At 33.5% G+C, this 24,587-nt stretch carries 18 protein-coding genes; 8 read left to right on the top strand and 10 right to left on the bottom strand.

Annotation, left to right across the window (positions count from 1 at the left end; translation table 11 throughout):
• Positions 1-3: 3 nt before the first annotated feature.
• The 9 genes from AC3E9W_RS22350 to dnaK all read right to left on the bottom strand — a co-directional run bounded on the left by AC3E9W_RS22350 (position 4) and on the right by dnaK (position 16,396).
• Positions 4-1,380 (bottom strand): glucoamylase family protein, encoded by a 1,377-nt coding sequence (locus AC3E9W_RS22350; RefSeq protein WP_488770113.1) that lies wholly within the window; start codon positions 1,378-1,380, stop codon positions 4-6.
• 75 nt (positions 1,381-1,455) lie between these two features.
• The gene (locus AC3E9W_RS22345) at positions 1,456-2,934 is read right to left on the bottom strand and encodes a RagB/SusD family nutrient uptake outer membrane protein (RefSeq protein WP_488770112.1); all 1,479 of its coding nucleotides are present in this window, start codon (positions 2,932-2,934) and stop codon (positions 1,456-1,458) included.
• Between the two features lie 4 nt (positions 2,935-2,938).
• Positions 2,939-5,959, bottom strand: a complete 3,021-nt coding sequence (locus tag AC3E9W_RS22340) for a SusC/RagA family TonB-linked outer membrane protein (RefSeq protein WP_488770111.1) — start codon at positions 5,957-5,959, stop codon at positions 2,939-2,941.
• Between the two features lie 244 nt (positions 5,960-6,203).
• Positions 6,204-8,948: a helix-turn-helix and ligand-binding sensor domain-containing protein gene (locus AC3E9W_RS22335; RefSeq protein WP_488770110.1), complete on the bottom strand. Its 2,745-nt coding sequence runs from the start codon at positions 8,946-8,948 to the stop codon at positions 6,204-6,206.
• A 99-nt stretch (positions 8,949-9,047) separates the two neighbouring features.
• The gene (locus AC3E9W_RS22330; RefSeq protein WP_488770109.1) at positions 9,048-10,232 is read right to left on the bottom strand and encodes an acetate/propionate family kinase; all 1,185 of its coding nucleotides are present in this window, start codon (positions 10,230-10,232) and stop codon (positions 9,048-9,050) included.
• 113 nt (positions 10,233-10,345) lie between these two features.
• Positions 10,346-12,439: a phosphate acetyltransferase gene (gene pta, locus AC3E9W_RS22325; protein ID WP_488770108.1), complete on the bottom strand. Its 2,094-nt coding sequence runs from the start codon at positions 12,437-12,439 to the stop codon at positions 10,346-10,348.
• Positions 12,440-12,504: 65 nt separating this feature from the next.
• Positions 12,505-13,578, bottom strand: a complete 1,074-nt coding sequence (gene corA / locus AC3E9W_RS22320) for a magnesium/cobalt transporter CorA (protein WP_306157570.1) — start codon at positions 13,576-13,578, stop codon at positions 12,505-12,507.
• Positions 13,579-13,753: 175 nt separating this feature from the next.
• Positions 13,754-14,320 carry a DUF6252 domain-containing protein gene (locus tag AC3E9W_RS22315; RefSeq protein WP_488770107.1) on the bottom strand — a complete coding sequence of 189 codons (567 nt, stop codon included), beginning with the start codon at positions 14,318-14,320 and terminating at the stop codon, positions 13,754-13,756.
• A 192-nt stretch (positions 14,321-14,512) separates the two neighbouring features.
• Positions 14,513-16,396 carry a molecular chaperone DnaK gene (gene dnaK / locus AC3E9W_RS22310; protein WP_248726323.1) on the bottom strand — a complete coding sequence of 628 codons (1,884 nt, stop codon included), beginning with the start codon at positions 16,394-16,396 and terminating at the stop codon, positions 14,513-14,515.
• 467 nt (positions 16,397-16,863) lie between these two features.
• On the opposite strand from dnaK, the gene AC3E9W_RS22305 reads away from it, so the two are divergent.
• The 6 genes from AC3E9W_RS22305 (at position 16,864) to AC3E9W_RS22280 (ending at position 22,014) form a co-directional block, all read left to right on the top strand.
• Positions 16,864-17,550 (top strand): DUF4919 domain-containing protein, encoded by a 687-nt coding sequence (locus AC3E9W_RS22305; protein WP_488770106.1) that lies wholly within the window; start codon positions 16,864-16,866, stop codon positions 17,548-17,550.
• Between the two features lie 69 nt (positions 17,551-17,619).
• Positions 17,620-18,906: a Na+/H+ antiporter gene (locus AC3E9W_RS22300; RefSeq protein ID WP_488770105.1), complete on the top strand. Its 1,287-nt coding sequence runs from the start codon at positions 17,620-17,622 to the stop codon at positions 18,904-18,906.
• 56 nt (positions 18,907-18,962) lie between these two features.
• On the top strand, positions 18,963-19,424 hold the full coding sequence (locus tag AC3E9W_RS22295) for an SRPBCC family protein (RefSeq protein ID WP_488770104.1): 462 nt from the start codon (positions 18,963-18,965) through the stop codon (positions 19,422-19,424).
• 14 nt (positions 19,425-19,438) lie between these two features.
• The gene (locus AC3E9W_RS22290; protein ID WP_488770103.1) at positions 19,439-20,542 is read left to right on the top strand and encodes a nuclease-related domain-containing protein; all 1,104 of its coding nucleotides are present in this window, start codon (positions 19,439-19,441) and stop codon (positions 20,540-20,542) included.
• A 128-nt stretch (positions 20,543-20,670) separates the two neighbouring features.
• Positions 20,671-21,456 (top strand): TlpA disulfide reductase family protein, encoded by a 786-nt coding sequence (locus AC3E9W_RS22285; RefSeq protein ID WP_488770102.1) that lies wholly within the window; start codon positions 20,671-20,673, stop codon positions 21,454-21,456.
• Positions 21,457-21,576: 120 nt separating this feature from the next.
• Positions 21,577-22,014, top strand: coding sequence for an acyl-CoA thioesterase (locus AC3E9W_RS22280; protein WP_290969754.1), 438 nt, complete (start codon positions 21,577-21,579; stop codon positions 22,012-22,014).
• 91 nt (positions 22,015-22,105) lie between these two features.
• Here the strand turns inward: AC3E9W_RS22280 and AC3E9W_RS22275 are convergent, their stop codons facing one another.
• A complete protein-coding gene (locus AC3E9W_RS22275) occupies positions 22,106-22,795 on the bottom strand; it encodes a hypothetical protein (RefSeq protein WP_488770101.1) in 690 nt (229 codons plus the stop codon).
• A 281-nt stretch (positions 22,796-23,076) separates the two neighbouring features.
• Here AC3E9W_RS22275 and AC3E9W_RS22270 point away from each other — a divergent pair, with 281 nt between their 5' ends.
• Together AC3E9W_RS22270 and AC3E9W_RS22265 are read left to right on the top strand one after the other, a co-directional pair.
• Positions 23,077-24,066, top strand: a complete 990-nt coding sequence (locus tag AC3E9W_RS22270; RefSeq protein WP_488770100.1) for an alpha/beta fold hydrolase — start codon at positions 23,077-23,079, stop codon at positions 24,064-24,066.
• 126 nt (positions 24,067-24,192) lie between these two features.
• A complete protein-coding gene (locus AC3E9W_RS22265; protein ID WP_306157551.1) occupies positions 24,193-24,582 on the top strand; it encodes a DUF1398 domain-containing protein in 390 nt (129 codons plus the stop codon).
• The last annotated feature ends 5 nt before the right edge of the window (positions 24,583-24,587 follow it).

Genomic DNA, 24,587 nt, shown 5'->3' with positions numbered 1-24,587 from the left:
AACTTAGATTCCGTATTTACCAGATTTAAATCCAAGTTTTGTTAAACCTTGTTTTACTTCTGGTGCATTCATAAACAGTTTCCATAACAATCCTGTTCTGTAATTCTCAATCATTACCACTTCAGGGCCTTGATCAATTGCTAAATAGCGTTTTGCTACCCATTTATTTCCTAAACTAAATGCATCATAAAAACCTGCATTTCCCCAAGTTTCCTCTTTATGATTTTCATATAAATTGCGGATAAATGTCATCGATTCTTTTGGCGTATATACGATTGAACTGATAGCAGCTGTTGGCGAAATTACACCTTGATCGTTACTTGGCATGTGTGCATTGTACCCAATAGAACCGTCAGGGTTTCTTGAATATGACGCTGTTAATCCCCAATATTCAGGGCCATATCCAGCAATTTTCTTCGGATTTTCTACACAATATTGGTAATTGATTTTGGTCTGATTTACGTTTAAATCCCAATAGTTAGCATATTTATCGCTCAATTGGTTTGGATCTAATCCTACATAAGAATAATGCGCCCAGAATAATGGACCACCAAATTCTTCTGCCCCATTGTGTTTTAAAATAAGTGGGAGATTATATTTTGTTTTTGAAGAAACAATACCTCCACTTCTAGCCCATCCTTCATGATACGCTTTTGCATCGATTGTATGGGTTGGTGAAGAAGCAGCCATTACATAAGTAATAAGGCATTCATTATATCCTTGTAGAGGAAAATCCATCTGCCAAGCATAATTAGGAGACCAGTGCCAGTATAAAACATTTTTATTATTGGTATACCAATTCCATTCAACCCCTTTCCAAAGCTCGTCAAATTTTTGAGCAACTGCTTTTTCTTTTTCAGAACCATCTTTAAGATATTCACGAACGGTAATCATTCCCGCAACCAAAAATGAGGTTTCAACTAAATCTCCTCCATTATCCTTGGTTCCAAAAGGTTTTACCTTTCCTGTATTTCCGTCAATCCAATGTGACCATGCTCCGTGAAAACGATCTGCTTTGCCTAAAAAATCTGCTATTTTGTTAAGTCTTTCTACTCCTTGTTCTTTTGTAATATAACCTTGTGACATTCCAGAAACAAGTGCCATTAATCCAAAACCTGAGCCACCTGTTGTTACGATATTAGAATCGTTTTCAGGATAAACCCCATCTGGATGGTAACGTTCTCTGGCTAATCCAGAATTTGGTTCTGCATAATCCCAAAAGTATTTAAAAGTTTGTTTTTGAACAGCATCCAAAAGCTGCTCATCTGTTAATGCAGCAACGCCAGAAGTATTTTCCTCCGTATTTTCTTTCCCCTTGTCAGCATTCGATCCACAGCTAAAAAAAGTAAAAGCTAAAAATAAAACTGAAATTCTAATCATTATAAAAATTTAAGATTTTAATAAATAATCACTCCCTCCAGTAATTCTGGAGGGAAGTGATTTTTAAGATTTTGATTAATAACCAGGATTCTGAGCTGTTACTCCCCCTGACTCTTGAACAACCGTAGCCGGAATTGGATATAATTCGTGTTTACCAACTATAAAAGTTTTTCCGTTAGGGAAAGTTGGACTGACATCAGCTTTTAATGCTGCTTCTGCCTGTCCTGTTCTTACAAGATCAAACCATCTGTCATGTTCAAAAGCCATTTCTAATCTTCTTTCTTTATAGATCGCTTTTCTAACATCAGTTTGAGAAGTAAATGGCGTATCACCAAGACCTGCTCTATGTCTAATTTGATTGATTAAAGGAATCGCAGCTGCAGTTTGTCCTAATTCGTTTAACGCCTCGGCTTTCATCAAGATTACCTCTGCATATCTTAAATATCTAAGATTTGTATCTGTAAATTCTTGATTGTAAAACGCTGACGAATAAGCTTTATAATTATACATCGGGTTAGATACTGTTGATGCTACAACTGTACCATCATATAATGTAGTACCTCTAAAAATAATTGTTGCAGCTCTTCTTACATCTCCAGCTTCATAAGCGTCAGCAAGTCCTTGAGAAGGTGTGTTGAAACCCCATCCCCATCCTCCAGAACCTCTTGGTGCTTGAGAAACTGTATAATTTCCAATTCCGAATCCTGGAGAAGCAGTTCCTCCTATTCCATTGATTTCAAAAATTGATTCTGGACCAAACTCTCCTTCTTTTTTATATTGTAAAGAATAATCTGAAACTAAAGAGTAACCTGTTACCTTATCACAGTTGTCAATTACTTTCTGCCAGTTTTTTTGATATAAATTAACTTTCGCTAACAGTGCATATGCTGCTCCTTTAGAAGCACGAGCTACATCACTTCCGCTGTAAGAAGATTTTAATGGTAATTTTTCTATAGCTTCATTTAAGTCTTGTTCGATAAAAGCATAAACTTCAGCTGGACTTTTACGGATTAACTGCATATCTATATCGTTTTGATTTCCTGGAATTGGTAAACGATCTACAATTGGCACTCCTCCATATCCTTTAAGCAAAGTAAAGTACATAAAAGCTCTTAAAAACTTCGCTTCTCCTTCTAATCTGGTTTTTAATGCCGGTGAAACCTGTGTAAGCTTTGGAAACATAGCTAATGCCTGATTGGCTCTATTGATTCCTGCATAATTATAATTCCAGATGCTTTGAAAAGATGGTGTAGAAGCATTAAAAGTCAAAGCATCCAAAACATCTTTGTCCGTACCAGTATCTCCTGGATCTGATCCTTTGTCTGCATCATCAGTCATTATACTAGTAACTCCATTCCACGCAAAAGAAGACATATCCCAACTTAAAAATATATTGTAAATTGCATCAACCATTGATGTTGCACCTGCATCGCTATCAACTAAAGCAGGATCTGCGGGTATATTTTTTGTTTGATCTACTTCTAAGAATTCATCCGAACATCCAGATACAAATAATCCAGAAAGTATAAAAAGTGATATATATAATCGTTTCATGATATTAAAATTTTAAGTTTGCACCAACTACAAATGTTTTTAACGCTGGGTAAGCATCTAACTCAACTCCCTGAGTACCTGTAACCAATTGTCCATCTCCTAAAACTTCAGGTGAGAATCCTGAATATTTTTGAGTAATAAAAGGATTCATAGCATTTACATAAATTCTGCAATAATTAATAAAACCTTCTTCTCTTAATGGAAGTTTATATCCTAAAGTGATATTATTAATTCTAAAGAAATCTCCTGATTCTAAATAATAAGTTGACGCAACTGGAACCTGATTAAATGGAGCTGGATTTGAAGCTACTTGACCTGGTGTTGTCCACATGTCATTTAATAAAGAAGTTTCTACATTTTCTCCATAAAAACGTTGTGCTTTTTTTCCGTTATACACTTTCGCTCCTCCTGTACCGTATCCATCTACAGAGAAGTCAATATTCTTATAATTTAATCCTAGAGTAACTCCATAAGTAGAGGTAGGTAAAACTGATCCTACATATTTTCTATCTCTGTTTTTGTCTAAATCTAAACTACCTTGAGGAACTTTATCTCCATTCGCATTGTAGTACAACATTTTCCCATTGGCAGGATCAACACCCGCATATTCGTACATATAAAAACTTCCAAGAGGATGACCAACTGAAGTATTATCTAAAATTTTTGTAGTCTCACCATTACCTAATGAACCGCCGTTTACTGTTGCAATTCGAACATTCTTCATACTAGCTAATTCATTTTTGTTATGTGAGAAGTTTCCGCCTACCCAATAGCTTAAGTTATCAGTAATTTTATCATCCCAACGTAGAGCAATTTCGTAACCTTTATTAGTTACTTCTCCTACATGTGTCGGAGATTCTAGAGTGATTCCTGAAGTTGAATATGGCTTAACATTTAAAATTGCATTATTTGTGTTTTTACTGTAAACATCAAATGATCCTTTCAGTCTGCTATTAAACAACTCAACATCTAAACCTGCAGAAGCTTCTTCAACAATTTCCCATCCTAAGCTAGGGTCAATTTGCGAATTAATAGTTGTTCCAGAACCACCATTATAATCTACTCCAGATGTGAATGACTGGATGTTTAATGGCACTTTTTGGTTTCCTAATTTACCCCAAGAACCTCTAAGCTTTAATAAATCTAAACCTTTAATATCTGACAAGAAGTTTTCTTTAGTTACAATCCATCCAAGACCAACTGATGGGAATGTTCCCCAACGGTAATCACTAGAATAGTTAGAAGATCCGTCACGTCTTACAGTACCTGTCAATAAGTATCTGTCCATTAATTTATATTGAACACGACCAAAATAAGACGCTAGTCTAGCTTCGTTGTCATTAACAGCTGTATAATTAGTTACACCACCATTTTGTGCATAGAGAACACCATCAAGTCCCCAGAAATTACTATTTGGGTTAACATTTTTCACAGATGCAGTAGTTTTTGATCTAGTACCGATTACGTTTGCTTCAATACCCGCAGTAACTTCGACATCGTGAATCTCTCCAAAAACTTTATTGTAAGTAAAATAGTTAGATAAATTCCAGTTGAAATAATCATCTGTATTTCTTGTTAAAGTGTTTGTGTTCAAACTCTTTTTATCATAACTAGCTTCAACTCTTGATGGATCAGCCGCTAACCAAAGGCCCAAATTATCTACAAAGTTGTATTGCTTGTAAGTGAAATATTCTCCATTAAATTGTGACGTAAATTTCAATGATTTCATTATATCCCAATCTAGTCGCAATCCGCCTTGAATCATAACAGTTTTTTGCTCCTCATCATTATAATCTAAAGCAACTATAGGGTTACCAACGGAGTTAAAAGAATCTCCTGTTTCGCCAACAACTCCATTTAAAACAAATGGCACACCATATTTCCCGTCAGCATAACGTACTGGAACTAAAGGAGATTGTCTGTAAGCCGATGTAAATGCTGACATTGGTTGTGGTCTATTTTTGATAGAACTAACACTAAAATTTTGGCTAATTTTAAGTTTCTCAGAAATTTTGTACTCATTATTACTTCTGAAAGTAGTACGACCATATTCTGTACCTTTTAAGATACCTTCTTCTTCGTAATTACCAACACTAAAGAAGTATTTAATATTCTCTGAAGATCCAGAAAGAGATATATTGTTTTGTGTATAAACGCCTGTTTGCGTTATCTCATCAAACCAATTTGTGTTATATGGCTGGTTTGCAGAAAATCTTCCGCCAGGAAACTGACTAATAAAAGCTGCATTATTATACTGAATATATTGATCAGCATTTGCCATTCTTACTTTCTTTAGAGGCGATCTAAAACCAGCATAACTTTCAATATCTACAGTAAGTTTTCCTTTACCTGTCTTAGTAGTAATCATGATTACACCATTCGCACCTCTAGTACCATAGATGGCAAGAGCAGAAGCGTCTTTTAAAACTTCATAAGAAGTAATATCATTTGAGTTGATATTGTTAATGTTGTCAGTAGGCATACCATCCACAACATATAGTGGATTTCTTCCTCCCAATGCGGTACCAACCCCTCTAATCACAATAGACGGAGTACTACCTGGCGCGTCTGAAGTAGCAACTTGAACACCCGCAGCTTTACCTTGTATTGCTTGCGAAGCATTTATTACTTTCATTTTGGTAATTTCTTCGGACTTAATTGAGCTTACCGCCGAAGTATTATCAATTTTCTTTCTTGTACCGTACCCAATTACAACTACTTCTTTTAAGGCTGTGTCGCCTGATTCTTTTAAAGTAATAGTCATTGGTGCGGCAGTAGCCGGAACAGAAACCGAATCAAAACCTAACATAGAAACTTTTAAGATGTCTCCTGGTTTTGCATTAATTGTAAAGTTTCCGTCGAAATCTGCGTCTGCAGTTGCCCTAGCGTCAGCTGAAGCGATTATTGCTCCTGGAACTCCCATTCCATTACTGTCAACTACTTTTCCTTTGATTGCTTGCACTTGCCCCATCATATATGTAGGCAGCAGCAAGAGTGCTAAAAAGCTAAAAATAAAATTTTTCATACAGTACGTAATCGTTTAAGTTAGTAGAGCCAAATTAAGCAATTACAACGTTGTAGTACATCAATTACCACTACAGCATAGCTACATCATTGTGTTAAAATTTAACGTTATTATAATGATTATCAACTCAATAAATGTTAACAAAAATCCTTTAACATATCGTTATGATGTAGTAATGATGTATTTCAATTATATAATAAATGATGTCGAAAAATATAAAATCTGTAAAAAATAAAATCAAATCTTACAGACTTAATAAAAACTTTGACAGGTTTTCGTCTTGAGTGAGGTCTAGTTTCTTTCTAAGGCGATATCTATGCAATTCTACGCCTCTAAAAGAAATATTCATCATAGGAGCAATTTCTTTAGAAGAAAGGTTCATTTTAAGATAAACACATAGTTTAATATCCTTTGGAGTTAGATGTGGATATTTTTTAGAAAGATTAATGATAAACTCGTTATGAATTTGATTCAAATTAGTTTCAAATGTTTCCCATTCGTGTTTATTCACTTCATTAATCTTAATTGCTTTTCTAATTTCGTTTTTAAGCTTGCTAAAATCTTTCTCAGTTTCTAAAATACCTTGAATTTTATCAATCATTTCTGTTTGTTTTGCGATTGATAACGATTTGCCGGCTACTTCAGAAGATTTTGCCTGTAGTTCTAATTCTAAAATATGTTTTTCGTATTCTTGAATATTAAGTTCGTTTTCTTTCTTCAGCTCCATTTCGAGAATTTCTCTCTGATGCTTTAATTCTTCACCTTGCAATTTTAGTTTTTGCATATAACGAAGCTTATTCCATTTATAATAGAAGAATAAAATAGCTCCAACAACAAGAAGATACAGCAGAATCATCCAAAAAGAAAAATACCACGGTTCTGCAACTTTAAACTTATATGAAGAAACTTTATCATAAGTTGCTCCATCGTGTTTGAAGATTTCTACCGTATGATAACCGCTGCTTAAATTGTTCAAAACGATCAATCCGTCAGAAATTGGAATAAATTCTTTTTCTTTATCGAGTTTATAAAATAGATTTGGTCTGCTCGCTCCGTAAATTCCAGAAATGACATTAATCTTTAATTCGGTATTGAATTTAATTTTCTCTTCACTCGCAATCAAATTATCATTACTAAATGCTTCAATCTTGACTCCAGAATTTTGTTTATTTTCATATTCGAGTTTAAGCGAAATAAATCCGTCATCTAGATTAAATAGATAATAATTGTCTTTTTTGAAAATTCTTAGATTCTCGTTAATCAATTTTCCTTTATAATATTTCTCTTGAATTATATTCCACACAAATTTGTTTCCTTCTGCATAAATATGATATAGGATTCCGTTTTGCAGAACCATAAAATGATCTTCGTCTATAGAAACAACATCTGTTACGTTTTTGAAATTAGCATTAAACAATTCATTTTCTTCCAATTTACCAGCTATAGAATTGTAGGTGTACCAAGTATTATTAATGAGAAAAAGGATTTCTTTTCTAAATTCAAAAATCTTAATTCCAAAATCATTGATTATTTTGCTCTGCTGCGTAACATTTTCAACTTTTAGCGTATTATAATTATCGTCCAGCAAAACACGATACAGACCACGATAGTTATCGGCAGCCCAGATTTCATTTTTTTTGTTTTGAGCAACATATTTTATAGGTTTGGCTAGATCTTTTATGATTTTATAATGTGACATATTGGAAGGATCATCATAAACCAAAATACCGCTGTAAGTGGACTGAAAATAAGTATTATTGATGCTGCTTTTAGCCATATTCCAACCTCCGCTGACACCATTAATCTTATTTAAAGTATTATTTTCATACGAAAAAGTACCATCGTTATGACCAATAATATATTTTCCGTCAATAGAAGAAATATTCCAGCCCTGCCCTTGCGTATTAGGCATCATATTAAATTTTCCTGCACTATACTCAAAAATTCCGTGATTTGAAGCAATTAAGTAACCTTTATTGATAGAAGCCACAGCATAAACAGATCCTAAAAGTCCAGAATTGTCATAAAAGAATGAAATTGGCGAATTAACCTCAACATGTGCAATACCATTATCAAGACCAACCCACAAATCGTTTTCTTTATCCAAACCTATGCTTAAGACAGAATTATTCATTAAAACATTATCACGTTCGATATTTTTAAATGAATTGGTTTTTAAATCTAAAATGAAAATTCCGCGGTTTCCAGTTCCGATAATTAGTTTTTCGTTCTTTATAAATTTTGCCACATTTACTGTAGCTGATTTTAAAGTTTCGTTTATTGGATTATCCCAGCTTTTTAATCCATCTTTTTCTATAGTGAAAACACCTTTTTTCTGTGTGAAGATGTAAGTCTTGTTTTGATACTTTTCTATAGCATGAACAACCGTATTTTTTAAAACAGTCCATCCTTTTGGATTGGCAATATATTTACCATTCATTTTAAAAATTCCGTCTCTAACAGAAGCAACATATAAATCTTTATCTACACCGAAACAATACGATATAAGAAAAGGAAATTTAATTTTCTTAATTGTTTTTCCGCTATAAATAAAAACGTCATTAAAAGATTGAAAATAAAGCGAACCATTAAATCGGAATATTTTCCAAATTTCTTCGTTGTCCTTTTCATCAAATAATCTTAGATTTTTGGTAATAGAAATGTAATGCATCGTTCCGTCTTTTCTGTACCAATAGCCAAATTCTTTATAAGAACCAGAATAGATTTTATCGCCTTCAATTAGAATAGAGCGAATGATGGTTTTGTTTGGAAGTGTATATTTTTCCCATTTTACTCCGTCGTAGCGAAGCAGGTAATGATTATTGGCAAAATACATGGCATTATCATTTCCCTGAGCTACATTCCAGATCTGATTATCTCCCTGATAATCTGATTTGCTGTAATTTTCGACAAATGGAAGTAATTCTTGTGCTTGGAGTTGTAAAGCGATGAAAAAGAAGAAAACTGATTTAAAAAGTATCGATTTCAAGATATTCGTTTTTAAACCCAAAGATACTCACAAATATTTAATTTTAAGGCGTAAAAAAAGCCTCTCGAATGAGAAGCTTTATAAAACAAAATGTCATTTTTAATTTTCAAGTAAATGATAAACTTGATTTGCAATTTCATATTCCTCATCTGTAGGAACAACTAGGACTTTTACAATAGAATTTTCTGTATTGATTTCTCTCAATTCTTTAGAACGGATTTTATTTTTTTCAGCATCAATTTCGATTCCGTAATAATCCATATCAGTACAAATCAAGTTACGCATGAAAGACGAATTTTCTCCGATTCCCGCGGTAAAAATAATGGCATCCAATCCGTTTAAAGCAGCCGCATAAGCACCAATAGTTTTTCTAATTCTGTAAGCATTCATTTGTAACGCCAACTGGCAGTCTCTATTTCCTTTTTCGGCCTCTGCTTCAATATCGCGTAAGTCGCTGTAACCTGTAAGACCAAGCATACCACTTTGCTTCAATAAAACGGCATTTACTTCATCTGGAGTATATCCTAAATTTTTAATCATATAAAAAATAACAGACTGATCAATATCACCCGCGCGAGTTCCCATAATTAAACCATTTGAAGGCGAAAACCCCATCGAGGTATCAATACATTTTCCGTCTTTAACGGCGGCCATACTACAGCCATTTCCTAAGTGAATGGTAATTATTTTCGAATTGTCTTTTAAATAACTAATCGCTTTTTCAGAAACATATTTGTGGCTCGTTCCGTGAAAACCGTAAACACGCACTTTATTTTCAGTCAAAAGATAATTCGGAATAGCATATTTATACGCTACCTCTGGCATTGTCTGATGAAAAGCGGTATCAAAAACGGCAATTTGTTCTGCAGAACTAAAAATTTCCTCAGCCACATTAATTCCCTCTAAATTGGCAGGATTATGCAAAGGCGCAAGTTCAAAAAGCTGTTTGATTTTTTCTTTTACCTTATCATCGATTTTTACCGTATCGCTAAAATCGCTTCCGCCATGTACTACACGATGTCCAACAGCAGTAATTTCTGAAGTCGATTTAATTACTCCTCTTTCGTTATCCAAAAGCATAGTGGCTACTTTCTGTAAGCCTACTTTATGACTCGGAATTGGAAGCAATTCTTCGTATGAAGCATTAGCAGTTTTAAAAGTAATATTTGAAGTTTCTAAACCAATTCGGTCAATCATTCCAGAACAAATTACTTCGTTTTCTGGCATTACCATTAATTGATATTTAATTGAAGAACTTCCTGAGTTTATAATTAGTATTTTCATTTTTTTTGTATTTGCCACGAAGGCGCTAAGTCACAAAGTTTTTTTTATAAAGTTGAAATTTTGCAGATTCGTACGCAAAATTTTTAATTTTTAATTCCTAATTTTTAATTGATTTACATTCCCTGAGCTTGAATAGCCGTAATTACTACCGTATTGATAATATCATCAACAGTACAGCCGCGACTTAAATCGTTTACAGGTTTATTTAAGCCTTGTAACATTGGTCCGATGGCTAAAGCTCCAGTTTCTCTTTGAACGGCTTTATACGTATTATTTCCTGTATTTAAATCAGGGAAAATAAGTACGCTTGCTTGTCCCGCGACTTCTGAATCTGGCATTTTACTTTTTCCGACGCTTAAATCAACAGCAGCATCGTACTGAATTGGTCCTTCGATTTTTAAGTCTGGCCTTTTTTCTTTTACAATTGCAGTTGCCGTTCTTACTTTATCTACCTCATCTCCTTTTCCAGATGATCCAGAAGAATACGAAAGCATGGCAATTTTTGGTTCAATTCCGAATGCTAAACTCGATTCTGCAGAAGAAATTGCAATTTCTGCCAACTGTTCTGCCGTAGGGTTCGGATTAATAGCGCAATCTCCAAAAACAGAAACTCTGTCTTCTAAACACATAAAAAACACCGAAGAAACTACCGATGAATTTGGTTTTGTTTTAATGAATTGCAATGCTGGTAAAATTGTATGTTGTGTAGTGTGCGCCGCGCCAGAAACCATTCCGTCTGCGTGCCCTTTGTACACCATCATCGTTCCGAAATAGGAAACATCTTCCATTAAATCTCTTGCCATTGTGATACTTACGTTTTTCGCTTTTCTAAGCTCGTAATACGTATTGGCATAATCCTCATAAAGTTCAGATTCTTTAGGATTAATGATATTTACTTTAGAAAAATCAAGAGTAATTCCTAATTCTACAACTTTACTTTCAATTTGTTTTTTGTCTCCAATGATTGAAATGTCCACCACATCCATATCAAGCAATCTCGATGCCGCCGTGATAATTCGATCATCATTCCCTTCTGGAAGAACAATATGCTTTCTATGCTGTTTAGCCCTTTTAACCATATTGTATTGAAACATTTTCGGCGTCATACCTTCTGCTTGGAAAGTGATTAATCTTTCTGATAAGGCATCATTATCCACGTATTTTTCGAAGGTTGTTATTGAGGTTTCAATTTTATGGGTATTATTAGCATAAATCTCCGATTTGATAGAGCCAATTTTATTTGTAATGTGATACGTTCCGCCATCGACAGCAATAATTGGCACAATGGCTGAAAGTCCTTCGATAAGCTTTAAAATGCTTTCTTCTGGAACGATATTTCCCGTTAGGATAATCCCAGAAATGGTTGGATAATTAGCCGATTCATTGGCTTGTAAAGCTCCCAAAATAATATCTGAACGGTCTCCTGGAGTTATCACTAAAGCATTGTCATGCAAATGCACCAAATAATTATGCAATTGCATTGCTCCAACGCTGTAGTGTCCGATTTCATTATTCAGATAATTTTCTCCAAACAAAACTTTAGCATGCAATTCGTTTACAATTTCTTGCATGGTCGGATTGTTCAAACTAGAAATAAGCGGAATTGTATTGATCAATACATTGGATGGCAGACTTTTTTGCAAGCTATTTGTAACCAGCTCAATATTTTCTGGTTGCACTTTATTGGCAAAAACCGATAAAACTTCAACCTCTTTTACTTTGAAAGAATCGTAAACCAAATACAAACTGTCTAAAAGTTCTTCTAAGGTTTTACCAACTCCTGAACCTACAATTATGGTCGGAATTCCGAGATTTTTAGCAATTAAAACGTTCAAATCTAATTCGATGGAAGTTCCTTCTCCCGTAAAACTTGTTCCTTCAACCAAAACAAAATCGAAGCGTTCCTCTAGTTTTTTATATTTTTCAATAATTAAATCGAGAACCTCTCCTATTTTACCTTTGTTCTTTTTCTTGATCAGTCTGCTTTTGGTAATTGCATAGGCATCTTCAAACTTAATATCAAGATTAAAATACGACAAAACCGTTTCGATATGATTGTCTACCTCACCATCAACAAAGTCTTCGATAATAGGCCTAAAATACCCTACTTTGGCTGTTTTACCAATTAAGATACTCATTAAACCGAGCGTAATAATCGATTTACCGCTATTGTGATCACTAGTGGCTATATATATTGCTTTACTCATAATTATTTATATTTATTCTAAATAACAAATTTAAAAAAATCAAATTCTAAAACTGCAAAACAGTGCTAAAACCAGCGTCGTTTTTTAAAATAGATGATTAGTCCTATTACCAACAAAAACATGACACCCATAACTACAAAATAGCCATTCTGTGTTTTAAGTTCTGGCATATTCTCAAAGTTCATTCCGTACACTCCCACAATAAAAGTAAGCGGAATAAATATTGCCGAAATAATAGTCAGCGTTTTCATGATTTCATTCATTTTTCGACTTTGCTCCGAAAAATAAAAATTAGAAGCGCTTTCTAATGCGCTCATATCTGATTCGATCTGATCCAAAAGTTCGAGACTTTTTTGATGCAACCTAATAAAGAAATTGAATGTTTCTTTCTGGATTAGCCCATTATCTTCGTCGTCATCTTTTTTCGTTTTCAAATAATAAAGCGAGTCTCGAAGTGGCACAATGGAACGTTTTAGAAAATTTAGATTATCTCGGTGATTTTCAATTTTTTCTAAAATAACAGGCTTGGCACCTTGTTTAGTCAGATTAATCAATTCTTCTACTTTATCTTCTTCATCTTCCAACGTGATGTAGAAATTTTCCATTACAGCATCCAAAAGCAAATACAAAAGATAATCTACCTTTTTGGTTCTGACAATTCCTGCATGCGTACGCAAACGCTCCCGAATGTGCGTAAAGAAATCGCTTCGTTTTTCTTGAAAGGAAATTAAGATTCCATCTTTCAAAATAAAGCTTAATTGTTCTACACTAATATTATCTGAATATTCAGAAGGAAGAAGCGACTTTATATTGAAGAACAAAACATCGTGCTGTTCTTCTAATTTGGTTCTTTTGGTGGTGTTTAAAATATCGGCAAGAAGAAAATCATCTAATTTAAAATGTGCACCGATCGTTTTAAGAAGATTGATATCGTGAAGCCCATGAATGTTAAGCCAATTGTTTTTAGTATAATCAAAACAAGAATTTAAAGCCAAAACTGTAAACTTATCGTATTCGACAATATCTTCGTCATTATAGACAAAAAGTTGCATCTCAGTTTCGTGATCTTTGTGCGTGCCAGTATACTCTAAAGTAATGGGTTGCAGCTTGCGCCCTTTCTTATATTTGATCTTTCTCATTCATGGAAATTTACAATAGTAATATTACGAAAAAGAATTTGAACAAGAAATGACAATTGTCAGTTTGTGGAAAAACTGACGTTAGACGCACTGCCGTGCGTCTCTACATTAAAATAATTGGCATAAAAAAACCGAGTCATTTCTGACTCGGTTTACTGTAAAATTTTTCTGTTATTTATTGTGCATAAACAGTATAAGGCAAATTTTTAAAAACTCCGTTTGTAACTTCGAAAACTTCTGGGGTTACAATTTTAGTTTGCAAAGCACCTACTTTCTCTGCTTTAAAACTAAATGTACCAGAAACTGTTTTCTTCTCAGGATCCATAGCTGTAATTGTTATTTTTCCTGTTTTAGGAAAATGCTCACCATAAGAATTTCCGTCTACTAAATAATAATTTAGAAATAATGCATCACTATTTACTATTGGAGTATCAACATCATTATCCTCATCTGTAAAAGTATATTCTTTGAGAGGCATAGCATCTTTTGTTGTTAATTCACTTTCGCAGGCTAATAGAATCATTTGCGACTTATCTTCAACATTTATATCAAAACGCTGACCGCCATCTTTCCCTGAAACTTTTATTAAAGTAACGCTGGTAATTTTTGTAGCTTTCCATGCATTGCCATTTATTGTAGCTGTAACTGAGCCATCCAAGCTGTTTTCTTCACTTTCATCACTACTGCAACTTGCAAACAATACTGATAAGGATAATAATCCAATACTTAATAGTTTTTTCATAGGTTTTATTTTTGATTTTAGTTGCGACAAAATAAATAGTAAAAACTTTAAAAAACATACGGAAAACCTCATTTCAAAAAATTAAATAGTATTAGGTCTAATTGATATAAAAAATTAGCACAAAAAAACCGAGTCATTTCTGACTCGGTTTCTATCTTAATATTTTTGTACTAATTGCTTAGCACTAAAGAATTACTTAACCTCTTCGAATTCAACGTCTTCCACGTTATCTCCAGAAGACTGCTCTTGTTGTGGAGCAGCTTGCTGTCCTTCACCACCTTGAGCGTACATTGCTTCTGTAGCTGTTTTCCAAGCTGCATTTACATTGTCTAATCCTTTTTGGATTGCGTCAAGATCTTGAGATTGGTGAGCCATTCTCAATTCAGTTAAAGCGTATTCGATAGCTGTTTTTTGATCGTCTGTCAATTTATCTCCTAACTCTTTCAATTGAGATTCAGTTTGGAAGATAGTACTGTCAGCTTCGTTCAATTTCTCAGCTCTTTCTTTAGCGATTCTATCAGCATCAGCATTAGCTTCAGCATCTTTTTTCATTTTTTCGATTTCTTCAGCTGTTAAACCAGAAGAAGCTTCGATACGGATATCGTGAGATTTTCCAGTTCCTTTGTCAGTTGCAGAAACTTTGATAATACCGTTAGCATCAATATCGAAAGTAACTTCGATTTGAGGAACTCCTCTTGGTGCTGGTGGAATACCATCTAAGTGGAAACGACCGATAGTTTTGTTATCAGCAGCCATTGCTCTTTCTCCTTGTAATACGTGGATTTCAACAGATGGTTGAGAATCTGCAGCAGTAGAGAATACTTGAGATTTTTTAGTTGGGATAGTTGTGTTAGACTCGATTAATTTAGTCAATACACCACCCATAGTTTCGATACCTAAAGAAAGAGGTGTTACGTCAAGTAACAATACATCTTTTACATCTCCAGATAAAACTCCACCTTGAATAGCAGCTCCAATAGCCACAACCTCATCAGGGTTAACACCTTTAGAAGCTTTTTTACCGAAAAATTTCTCTACTTCGTCAGCGATTCTTGGCATACGAGTAGAACCTCCTACAAGGATTACTTCGTCGATATCAGATGTAGATAAACCTGCATCTTTTAATGCTTTAGCAACTGGCTCCATAGAACGTTTTACTAAAGAATCTGATAATTGCTCAAATTTAGCTCTAGATAATTTTTTTACTAAGTGTTTTGGTCCAGAAGCAGTAGCCGTTACGTATGGTAAGTTGATTTCAGTTTCTGCAGAAGAAGATAATTCAATCTTAGCTTTCTCAGCAGCTTCTTTCAAACGCTGTAATGACATTGGATCTAAACGTAAGTCAATACCTTCTTCAGTTTTGAATTCGTCAGCTAACCAGTCAATAATAACTTGGTCAAAATCATCACCTCCTAAGTGAGTATCACCATTTGTAGATAATACTTCAAATACACCGTCTCCTAATTCAAGAACAGAGATATCAAAAGTACCTCCTCCTAAATCGTAAACAGCAATTTTTTGATCATTTCCTTTTTTATCTAATCCGTAAGCAAGTGCCGCAGCAGTTGGCTCATTGATGATACGCATAACTTTAAGACCAGCGATTTCTCCAGCTTCTTTAGTAGCTTGACGCTGAGCATCGTTAAAGTATGCAGGAACTGTAATAACTGCCTCAGTTACTGTTTGACCTAAATAGTCTTCAGCAGTTTTTTTCATTTTTTGAAGTGTCATTGCAGACAATTCTTGAGCAGTGTATAAACGACCGTCAATATCCACACGTGGAGTATTGTTGTCACCTTTTACAACACTGTAAGGAACTCTTTTTGCTTCTTCTTGAGTTTCAGCAAAAGTGTGTCCCATAAAACGTTTAATAGAAGCAATCGTTTTTGTAGGGTTAGTTACTGCTTGTCTTTTTGCAGGATCACCTACTTTAATTTCTCCACCTTCAACAAAAGCGATGATAGATGGTGTAGTTCTTTTTCCTTCTGCGTTAGGGATAACAACTGCTTCGTTACCTTCCATTACAGAAACACAAGAGTTCGTCGTACCTAAGTCAATTCCGATTATTTTACCCATTTTTTATATATTTAATTTTGATTTAAATTTAATAACTCAGGTGGCATAAGTCAATCTTTGTGCCAATATAAAAAACCAATAGAATTTGTCAGTTTTACTGTCTGAGCACTCAAAACCATCTGACAACATGACATTTTTAAGACCTGTCAGGTATGGCATATCAGTACTTTAGCTGTCATTTTAGGAGCTGATTCCTGCTGTACGCTATATCTTTTCCCTGCTAAAGGAGCAGGAAAAAGGATGCCGCTCCCATCAGGGCTAGGGTAATCATTTTCATAAGAACATTAAAAAATCACTTTATTACGAAAATACCCAACAAATTAAAGTCCATATAATTTAGTAATAATAAATAAACATATATTTGATTTTAAAACAAACACAAACTTTGCTCCATCGAAGGACGAGCTGAGATAAAAGTGAATGTTTGTATTTGGACAACAACTTTAGATAACGAAACTTAAGAAATTATGCCAATAAATTATAAAGGGCTTTTGAGAATTCTAATGGCTTTTTTTTCATTGATTATAACAAATTCTTCTTTTGGGCAGGACTTTGACTATCACAACGACTTTAAAGATTTACTAAAAAAAAGTAAAGACAAAAGTAGCGAGTACTATTATCCTAAGTTATTAGAAAGATTTAATGCCAATGACAGCACTTTGACAAACAAAGATATTCTTGCCTTACAAATTGGTTTTACAGATAACAAAAATTACAAGCCATATGAAACAATTTATAAGGAAAGAGAAATTTTAGGTCTTATTTCCGATAAACAATATGAGAAAGCTGTAATTAAATGTGATAAACTCTTAAAAACAAATCCTTTAGACTTTACTGCGCTTATGGAAAAAGGATTTGCTTACATGAAACTAAATAAAACAGATGTTTTAATCCACAAAGAAAAAACAATAAAAATTATCAATTCAATAATGTGGAGCGGAGATGGGACTACAGAACGTCCCTGTTTTGTGCTTAGTCCAATAGATGGACAAACTTTGATAAAATATATTTTAGGTGGCTCAATTGGGACAATGGGTTCTGGTAGAGATAAAAACGGATATTTTCTTGACATCTTAGAAATGAAAAAAGACGATGAGTCCCTTACGAAATACTTTATAATACAACACGCAACAGACAAAATGTTTGATAAATAGTAAACAACCTAAGAAACATTAGCAAATACAAACAAATTAAAAGCTTTTCATATAATAAAAGTCTAAATAATGGAAAACTACAGCATCATCATTTTTATTCTAACTGTCGTAATAGGCCTATCTGCATTTGCAGACAAGCTAAAACTCCCCTATCCTATTCTTTTGGTTATTGTTGGTGTCGAAATTGGTTTTATCCCAACTATGGCAGAAATCGAAATAAATCCCGAAATTATTTTCCTGCTTTTTCTGCCTCCTTTATTGTATGATGCTTCGTTTAATATTTCATCAAAAGATTTCAAAACAAATCTTCATACCATCACTACATTGGCCATTTGGCTTGTTTTCCTAACAACGGTTGGTATAGCGGTAGCGGCCTATTATTTAATTCCTGAAATGACCTGGCCACTAGCTTTCGTTTTAGGTTCAATACTTTCAGCAACCGATGCTGTTGCTGCCATAAGTATTACCAAAGGACTCAAAATATCTCATAAAACAATAACTATTCTCGAAGGAGAAAGTCTTATCAATGATGCGTCTGCTTTAGTTGCCTATCGATTTGCGGTTGCCGCTGTAATGGGCGCAGCTTTTATAATTTGGAAAGCGGCTTTAGAATTTGTGTTATTACTTGGTGGCGGATTCCTTGTCGGATTTGTAATGTCAAAAATCCTGTCTTTTATTTTAGCACGAGTAAAAAACAAGCCAGAAGTTACTATTAGTTTCATGCTTTTAATGCCTTTTGTAACTTATCTTATTGCAGAACATCTTCATGTTTCGGGTGTAATTGCTGTCGTAATATTAGGATTGGCGATTTCTCGATTCAGCAAAAAAATATTCCCAGAAAGCCTTAAAAACCAATCCAAAGGGCTTTGGGATGTTATCGTTTTTCTATTAAACGGATTAATCTTTATCTTAATTGGACTCAACTTTCGCTACATTCTAAAAGATATCGACAACGACATGATTCTTCCTTATATTGGTTATGCACTCATAATTACCATTGTTGCGCTTTTAATCAGAATGGTCAGAGTTTATCTGCAAAAAATAAATTTGCAAAAAGCCTTTCAAAGCACTAAAAAAGGAAAAAGAAGAGTAAGCGAACATGCCCTTCTTGATTTTGGAAACAGCTTAATTATTAGCTGGTCTGGAATGCGAGGCATTGTATCTTTGGCTATCGCGATCGGACTTCCAAGATTTCTCGAAGACGGAACTCCTTTTCCGCTCAGAAATGCCATAATATTTATTTCTGTTGCAGTAGTACTGCTAACTTTAATCGGACAAGGATTAACATTGCCTTTTATCGTGAAAAAAATAAATGAAATTGAAGAGAAAAAGCAAATAAAAGATAATTCCAACTAACCGAAAAAGAATGTAATTTTACTTATTCAACTGAATTTCAATCAAAACCAAGAAAAATGACTTCAGCTATTCTTACTACAACGCCAGATTCAGAAATCGTAACTACTCGGGTTTTAAATTTCCCACAAGAACTTGTTTTTAAAGCCTGGAGCATGCCCGAACATTTAAAAAATTGGTGGGGACCAAAAGGCTTTACCAATACTTTTCATGTGTTTGACTTTCGCGAAGGCGGAAAATGGACTTTTACTATGCACGGTCCCGAAAAAGGAAATTATGAAAATGATGTTGAATTCATCAAAATAGAAAGACCAAATCTTATTGCTTGGAAACGTCATTCAAAACCGCTTTTTCAAATCTTAACCACTTTTGAAATCGTCGCCGAAAATCAGACCAAAGTGGTTTTTAAGATGCTTTTTGAAACTGAGGAAGAATGCCAGAAATTGAAACCTTATGTTGTAGATAAAAATGAGGAAAACTTTGATAAACTGGAAGTTGAATTATCTAAAATGAAATTATAAAGAGGTATAAGATTATGTGTAAATTTTATAATACAATTGGATGTCTGAATACCATACAACTTGAATTATTCAGAAATAATATCGATGAATTTTCTTCAATAAATGAACTTATTGATTTTCAAAAAAACTTTCACATCACCGAACAAAAAATTATTTCAGATCACAACAAATCAATACAAGATGAAAAGATATTTCTTGAGAATGAAATTTCTGAATTAAATAGTCTTGTGCCTCAAAAAATAATTGATTTAAAGAATGAATTGAGACAAAAGCTAAATGATCTAAATCAAGAAATTGAAGATTTGCCTGAAACCAATTCTAAAATCATTGCTACAATAAAAGATTATTGGATAAATCTTATAATTCATCTAGAGTTTTGGTTTGTACAATTCGCATTTCCTATTAGAATTATTTTCTTTAAGCATTCAGCTAAAAGATTAATTTCAAAAAAGAATAAGCGTTTTCTATATATTTCTACAAATTTTCAAGATGCTGTAGCGAATAGCAGCTTTGTAGATTTACAAAAATTTGAATTAAAAAAAAGAATCATAACTGCACTTAACAATACAATCTACGGAGCAATTGGTGAACAAAAAGTAAAAAATGAATTAAAGAAACTTTCTGATGATTATATTTTAATAAACAATTTCTGTTATAGTTTCGAAAATCCAATTAAGCAGAGCAATGGTGATTTTATAAAATCTATTCAAATTGATCATCTCTTAATTTCTCAAGCTGGCATTTTTATAATTGAAACGAAAAATTGGAGCAATCGATCCCTTGATAATTTAGACTTGCGCTCTCCGGTTCAACAAATTCTCAGAACTAATTATGCTTTATTTAAACTCTTAGATAATAATGCAAAAAAATACAATTGGAATTTTGCTAGACAACATTGGGGAAACAGAAAAATTCCCATAAAAAATATAATCGTTTTCATAAACAATACTCCAAAGGAACAATTTCAATATACTAAAATACTCGGAATTAACGAATTAATCCCGTATATCCAATATTTTAATTCTAGCTTAACAATAAATGAAACAGAAAGTATTGGTAATTATTTATTGAACATTTCTCAGCATAACGAAGTAACTTCAAAATTAACTATTCAGTAAATCAGAAAAGAATAAAACTTTCAAATAAAATATTCATTCGTACATAAACATCTAAAATGAAACTATGAAAACTTAATTACATATCTTTACAATCATCATCAATCATTAAACAATCAAAAATCAATCACATGAAAAAAATCATTTCTCTTGCGATTCTATTCGCAACGCAACTTTTTTATGCACAAAACGGAGTCGCAAAAAAACCTGAAACTGTTATTATCATCAACAACGAAATTGCCACAATGGATCAAGTTATGAAATATGGCAATGAGGGTTATGTCAAATCAATGAACAAAGGCGTTAGCCAAGAAGAACGCGATAAATTGGCTCAAAAATTTGGCGATAAAATTGGCGACAGAGAATTTATAATGGTCATTGAAGTTTTTACGGAGCAAGAAAAAATTGAAAATGACAAAAAAAATACTGCTGTTGCAACAGAGCAAAAACCTCAACCAAAAGAAGAACAATTTCTTTTAAACATAGATGATCAAGCCAAAGATTTTACTCTAAAACTGGTAGACGGAAAAGAAGTAAAACTTTCTGATTTAAAAGGAAAAGTGGTTTTGGTAAATTTCTGGGCAACATGGTGCGCGCCGTGTCTACAAGAGTTTTATGATATTCCATCAAAAATTTTAGAGCCTTTTAAAAATGATAATTTTGTATTTTTAGCTATTTCAAGCGGAGAAACTGAAGCTCAAGTTGCTAAAAAAGTAACGAAATTAAAAAAAGACGGTTTAGATTTTAATTTCGGAATTGATCAAAATGAAATTATATGGAATCAATATGCCAAAAATGCAATTCCTAAAAACTTTTTAATTGATCAAAACGGAGTTATAAAATATGTTGCCGTAGGAAATGCTGAAGGAAACTTGGACAACATCGCAAACGAAATCAAAAAACTGCTTTCAAAATAGTTTATTTGCCAATCTATTTGTATTTCGGAAAACAAAAAAATTATGCGCGCATAGTAGTTTTGTGCTAATCGTATATTTTTTATTCGTAATTTCGGTTTTCAATAAAATACAATATTAAAAATGGCTTCATTTACAAAAGAAATATCATTTCGCTGGTCAGATCTTGATCCTAATTTTCACGTTCGTCACAGTGCCTATTACGATTTTGGTGCACAGCATCGTATCGAAATTCTAGAAGAATTAGGTTTAACTTTAAAAGTAATGCAGACACAAGGTTTTGGCCCTGTTTTGTTTAGAGAAGAATGCGTTTTCAGAAAAGAATTAAAACTTTCAGATAAAATATTCATTCATACCAAAACTTCAAAAATGAAAGCCGATGCTTCTCGCTGGTCTATCGTTCATGAGTTTAGAAGAGAAGATGATACACTTTGCGCAACAATTACCGTTGACGGTGCTTGGATGGACACTAAATTAAGAAAGCTTGCTTCTCCAACGCCAGAAATTGCAATTCAAGCTTTGAGCATTTTCCCAAAAAGCGATGATTTTGTTGGATTATAAAACAACATTCTTTTCAACTTTATAAAAATCCCAAAAACATATAAATCTTGTTTTTGGGATTTTTTTCTAAACAAAAGTTTAATTGATTTTGTCATTGAAACTTTAATCCAAAGTTTACTTTTTCGAAAGTTGTACTGCAAGAAATGGCAAATCGCCCGACATTTACAGTTCCGAAAATACCTCCTACCGACTGTCCAGAATAAAATCCTCCCGCTGAAAATCGGCGAACCTGATATTTTAGCGCAATGTCATTTACTCTCGAACTCAGCTGTCCAAAAGCTATCACATTTGGGATTATTTCATAACTCCCAAAAACTTTGGGAACCAGTTTTTTGTAATAATCAAAACTTTCGTCGGTTTCATAATCAATTATTGACGAATGCAAGTTTTCTAAATTTCCGCCAAGATAAGTGTTTTCAGAAAAGTGCCATGAGATGCTAAAACCTGTAAAAGTTCCCTCATAACCGCTTCTAGAATCTACATAACCTATGCCAATTGTGGCTCTGAATTTCTCGCAAATTTTTCCGATATAACCAACATAAGTTCGGTCAATTTCAGACTTATCGATTCCAGCACCGAAAATTATGTCGTCTTCACACATCGTAAGAGCATACTGAAAATAAGCCGAATATTGGTCTTTGTTTGCCGCGACAACACTCCGGCCTTTGTCAAGATCGATATTTGGAGAAATTAAGGTTGAGTTTATAACGGCGAAATCAAAAGTATTGAGTTCTTGGGCAAATGTGGGGACAGTGAGCAGGAGCAAAAGTAGTGTTTTCATGATACTATTTTTTAAGGCTTACAACATTTCTAACACTAAATTACAGCCATTTTTCGTGTTAATAAAAGAAGTTCTTTCAAGTGCTACATTACTCGTCAAAATGCATTATTTTCACAATCACTATCATTTAATCGATAAAATTTCAATAAATCATCGATTATTAACACCAAAACAATGAAATCATTTCAATCGCTTTTTTTCTGATAATTTTAAGATTTTAAGCTTTGTTTTAAAAGTGGTTCGGTTTAACTTTATAAATCATAAAAACAAATGCCACTAAAATGAAAATTCTGAAACTATTATTGATACTAATTCCTTGCTTAAGTTTTGGACAGCAGACGAATATAAAAGAATTGGATATTAACTTAAGTAACTACGAATATCCATTTCCTGTTCATTTTATCGAATTGAGCGGCCAACGCCAATACTTAAAAATGACTTACATGGATATTATTCCAGAAAACTACAATCAGAAAAATATTGTTTTACTGCACGGAAAAAATTTCAACGGAGCTTATTGGGAAACGACCATTAAAGCATTAGCAAAAGAAGGTTTTCGAGTAATTGTTCCCGATCAGATTGGTTTTGGAAAGTCAACAAAACCAGATAATTTTCAATACACCTTTCAGCAATTAGCCGAAAACACCAAAAAGCTTTTAGATCATTTAGGAATTAGCAAAACGACTGTTTTAGGACATTCTATGGGCGGAATGCTGGCGACGCGCTTTGCCTTAATGTATCCTGAAACTACTGAAAAACTGGTTTTAGAAAATCCGATTGGTTTGGAAGACTGGAAATTAGTGGTTCCTTACAAACCTGTTGACTGGTGGTACGAATCGGAATTGAAACAGAATTACGAAGCCATCAAGAAATACCAAATGGCGAATTATTATGACGGAAAATGGAATGCCGATTATCAAAAATGGGCCGAACTTGGCGCTGGTTGGACAACTGCACCAGATTACGATCGTGTAGCTTGGAATTCTGCTCTTTTGTACGATATGATTTTTACACAGCCTGTTTTGTATGAATTTCAAAACATCAAATGCCCGACGCTATTAATTATCGGAACAAGAGATAAAACAGCTTTAGGAAAACCATTGGTTTCTGAAGAAGTGAGAAAAACAATGGGAAATTACGCTGAATTGGGTAAAAAAACACAGAAAGCAATTCCAAACTCAAAACTGGTAGAAATTCCAAACACAGGACATTTGCCACATATCGAATCTTTTGATTCATTTATAAAACCATTAATCGTATTTTTGAAGTAATATTTTTTTTATAGCCACGAATTACACGAATTTTCGCGAATTTATTTTTTAGAATTTCGATAAAAAAATTAGTGCAATTCGTGTAATTCGTGGCAAAAAATCAACAATTTAAAATCTAAAATAAATATGTTTACAATCGAACAAATCAAAGAAGCACATTCAAAAGTAAAAAGCGGAGCAGATTTTCCAAATTACATTCAGGATTTAATCATTTTAGGAGTAAAAGGATACGATACTTATGTACATAACGGAAGCGTTGTTTATTACGGTTTAAATAATTTTACTGCAGAGGCAGAAGAAAAATATGCTGAAATTAAAGTAGCTGATTTTCCAAACAAAGAACTTTTTATCGAACTTTTGGTAAAACATCAGCACGGAGAAACCGATTATATGACTTTCTGCAATCATTGCGCACAATGCGGAATCGCAAAATGGAGAGTTGATATTGTCGAAATGACTTGCACTTATTTTGACAAATCGGAGCATGAAATTTTAATCGAAAAAATTCCTAGCTAATTCTC

The sequence above is a fragment of the Flavobacterium sp. 38 genome (assembly GCF_057799715.1).
This window is presented reverse-complemented; position numbering and strand designations above follow the sequence as displayed.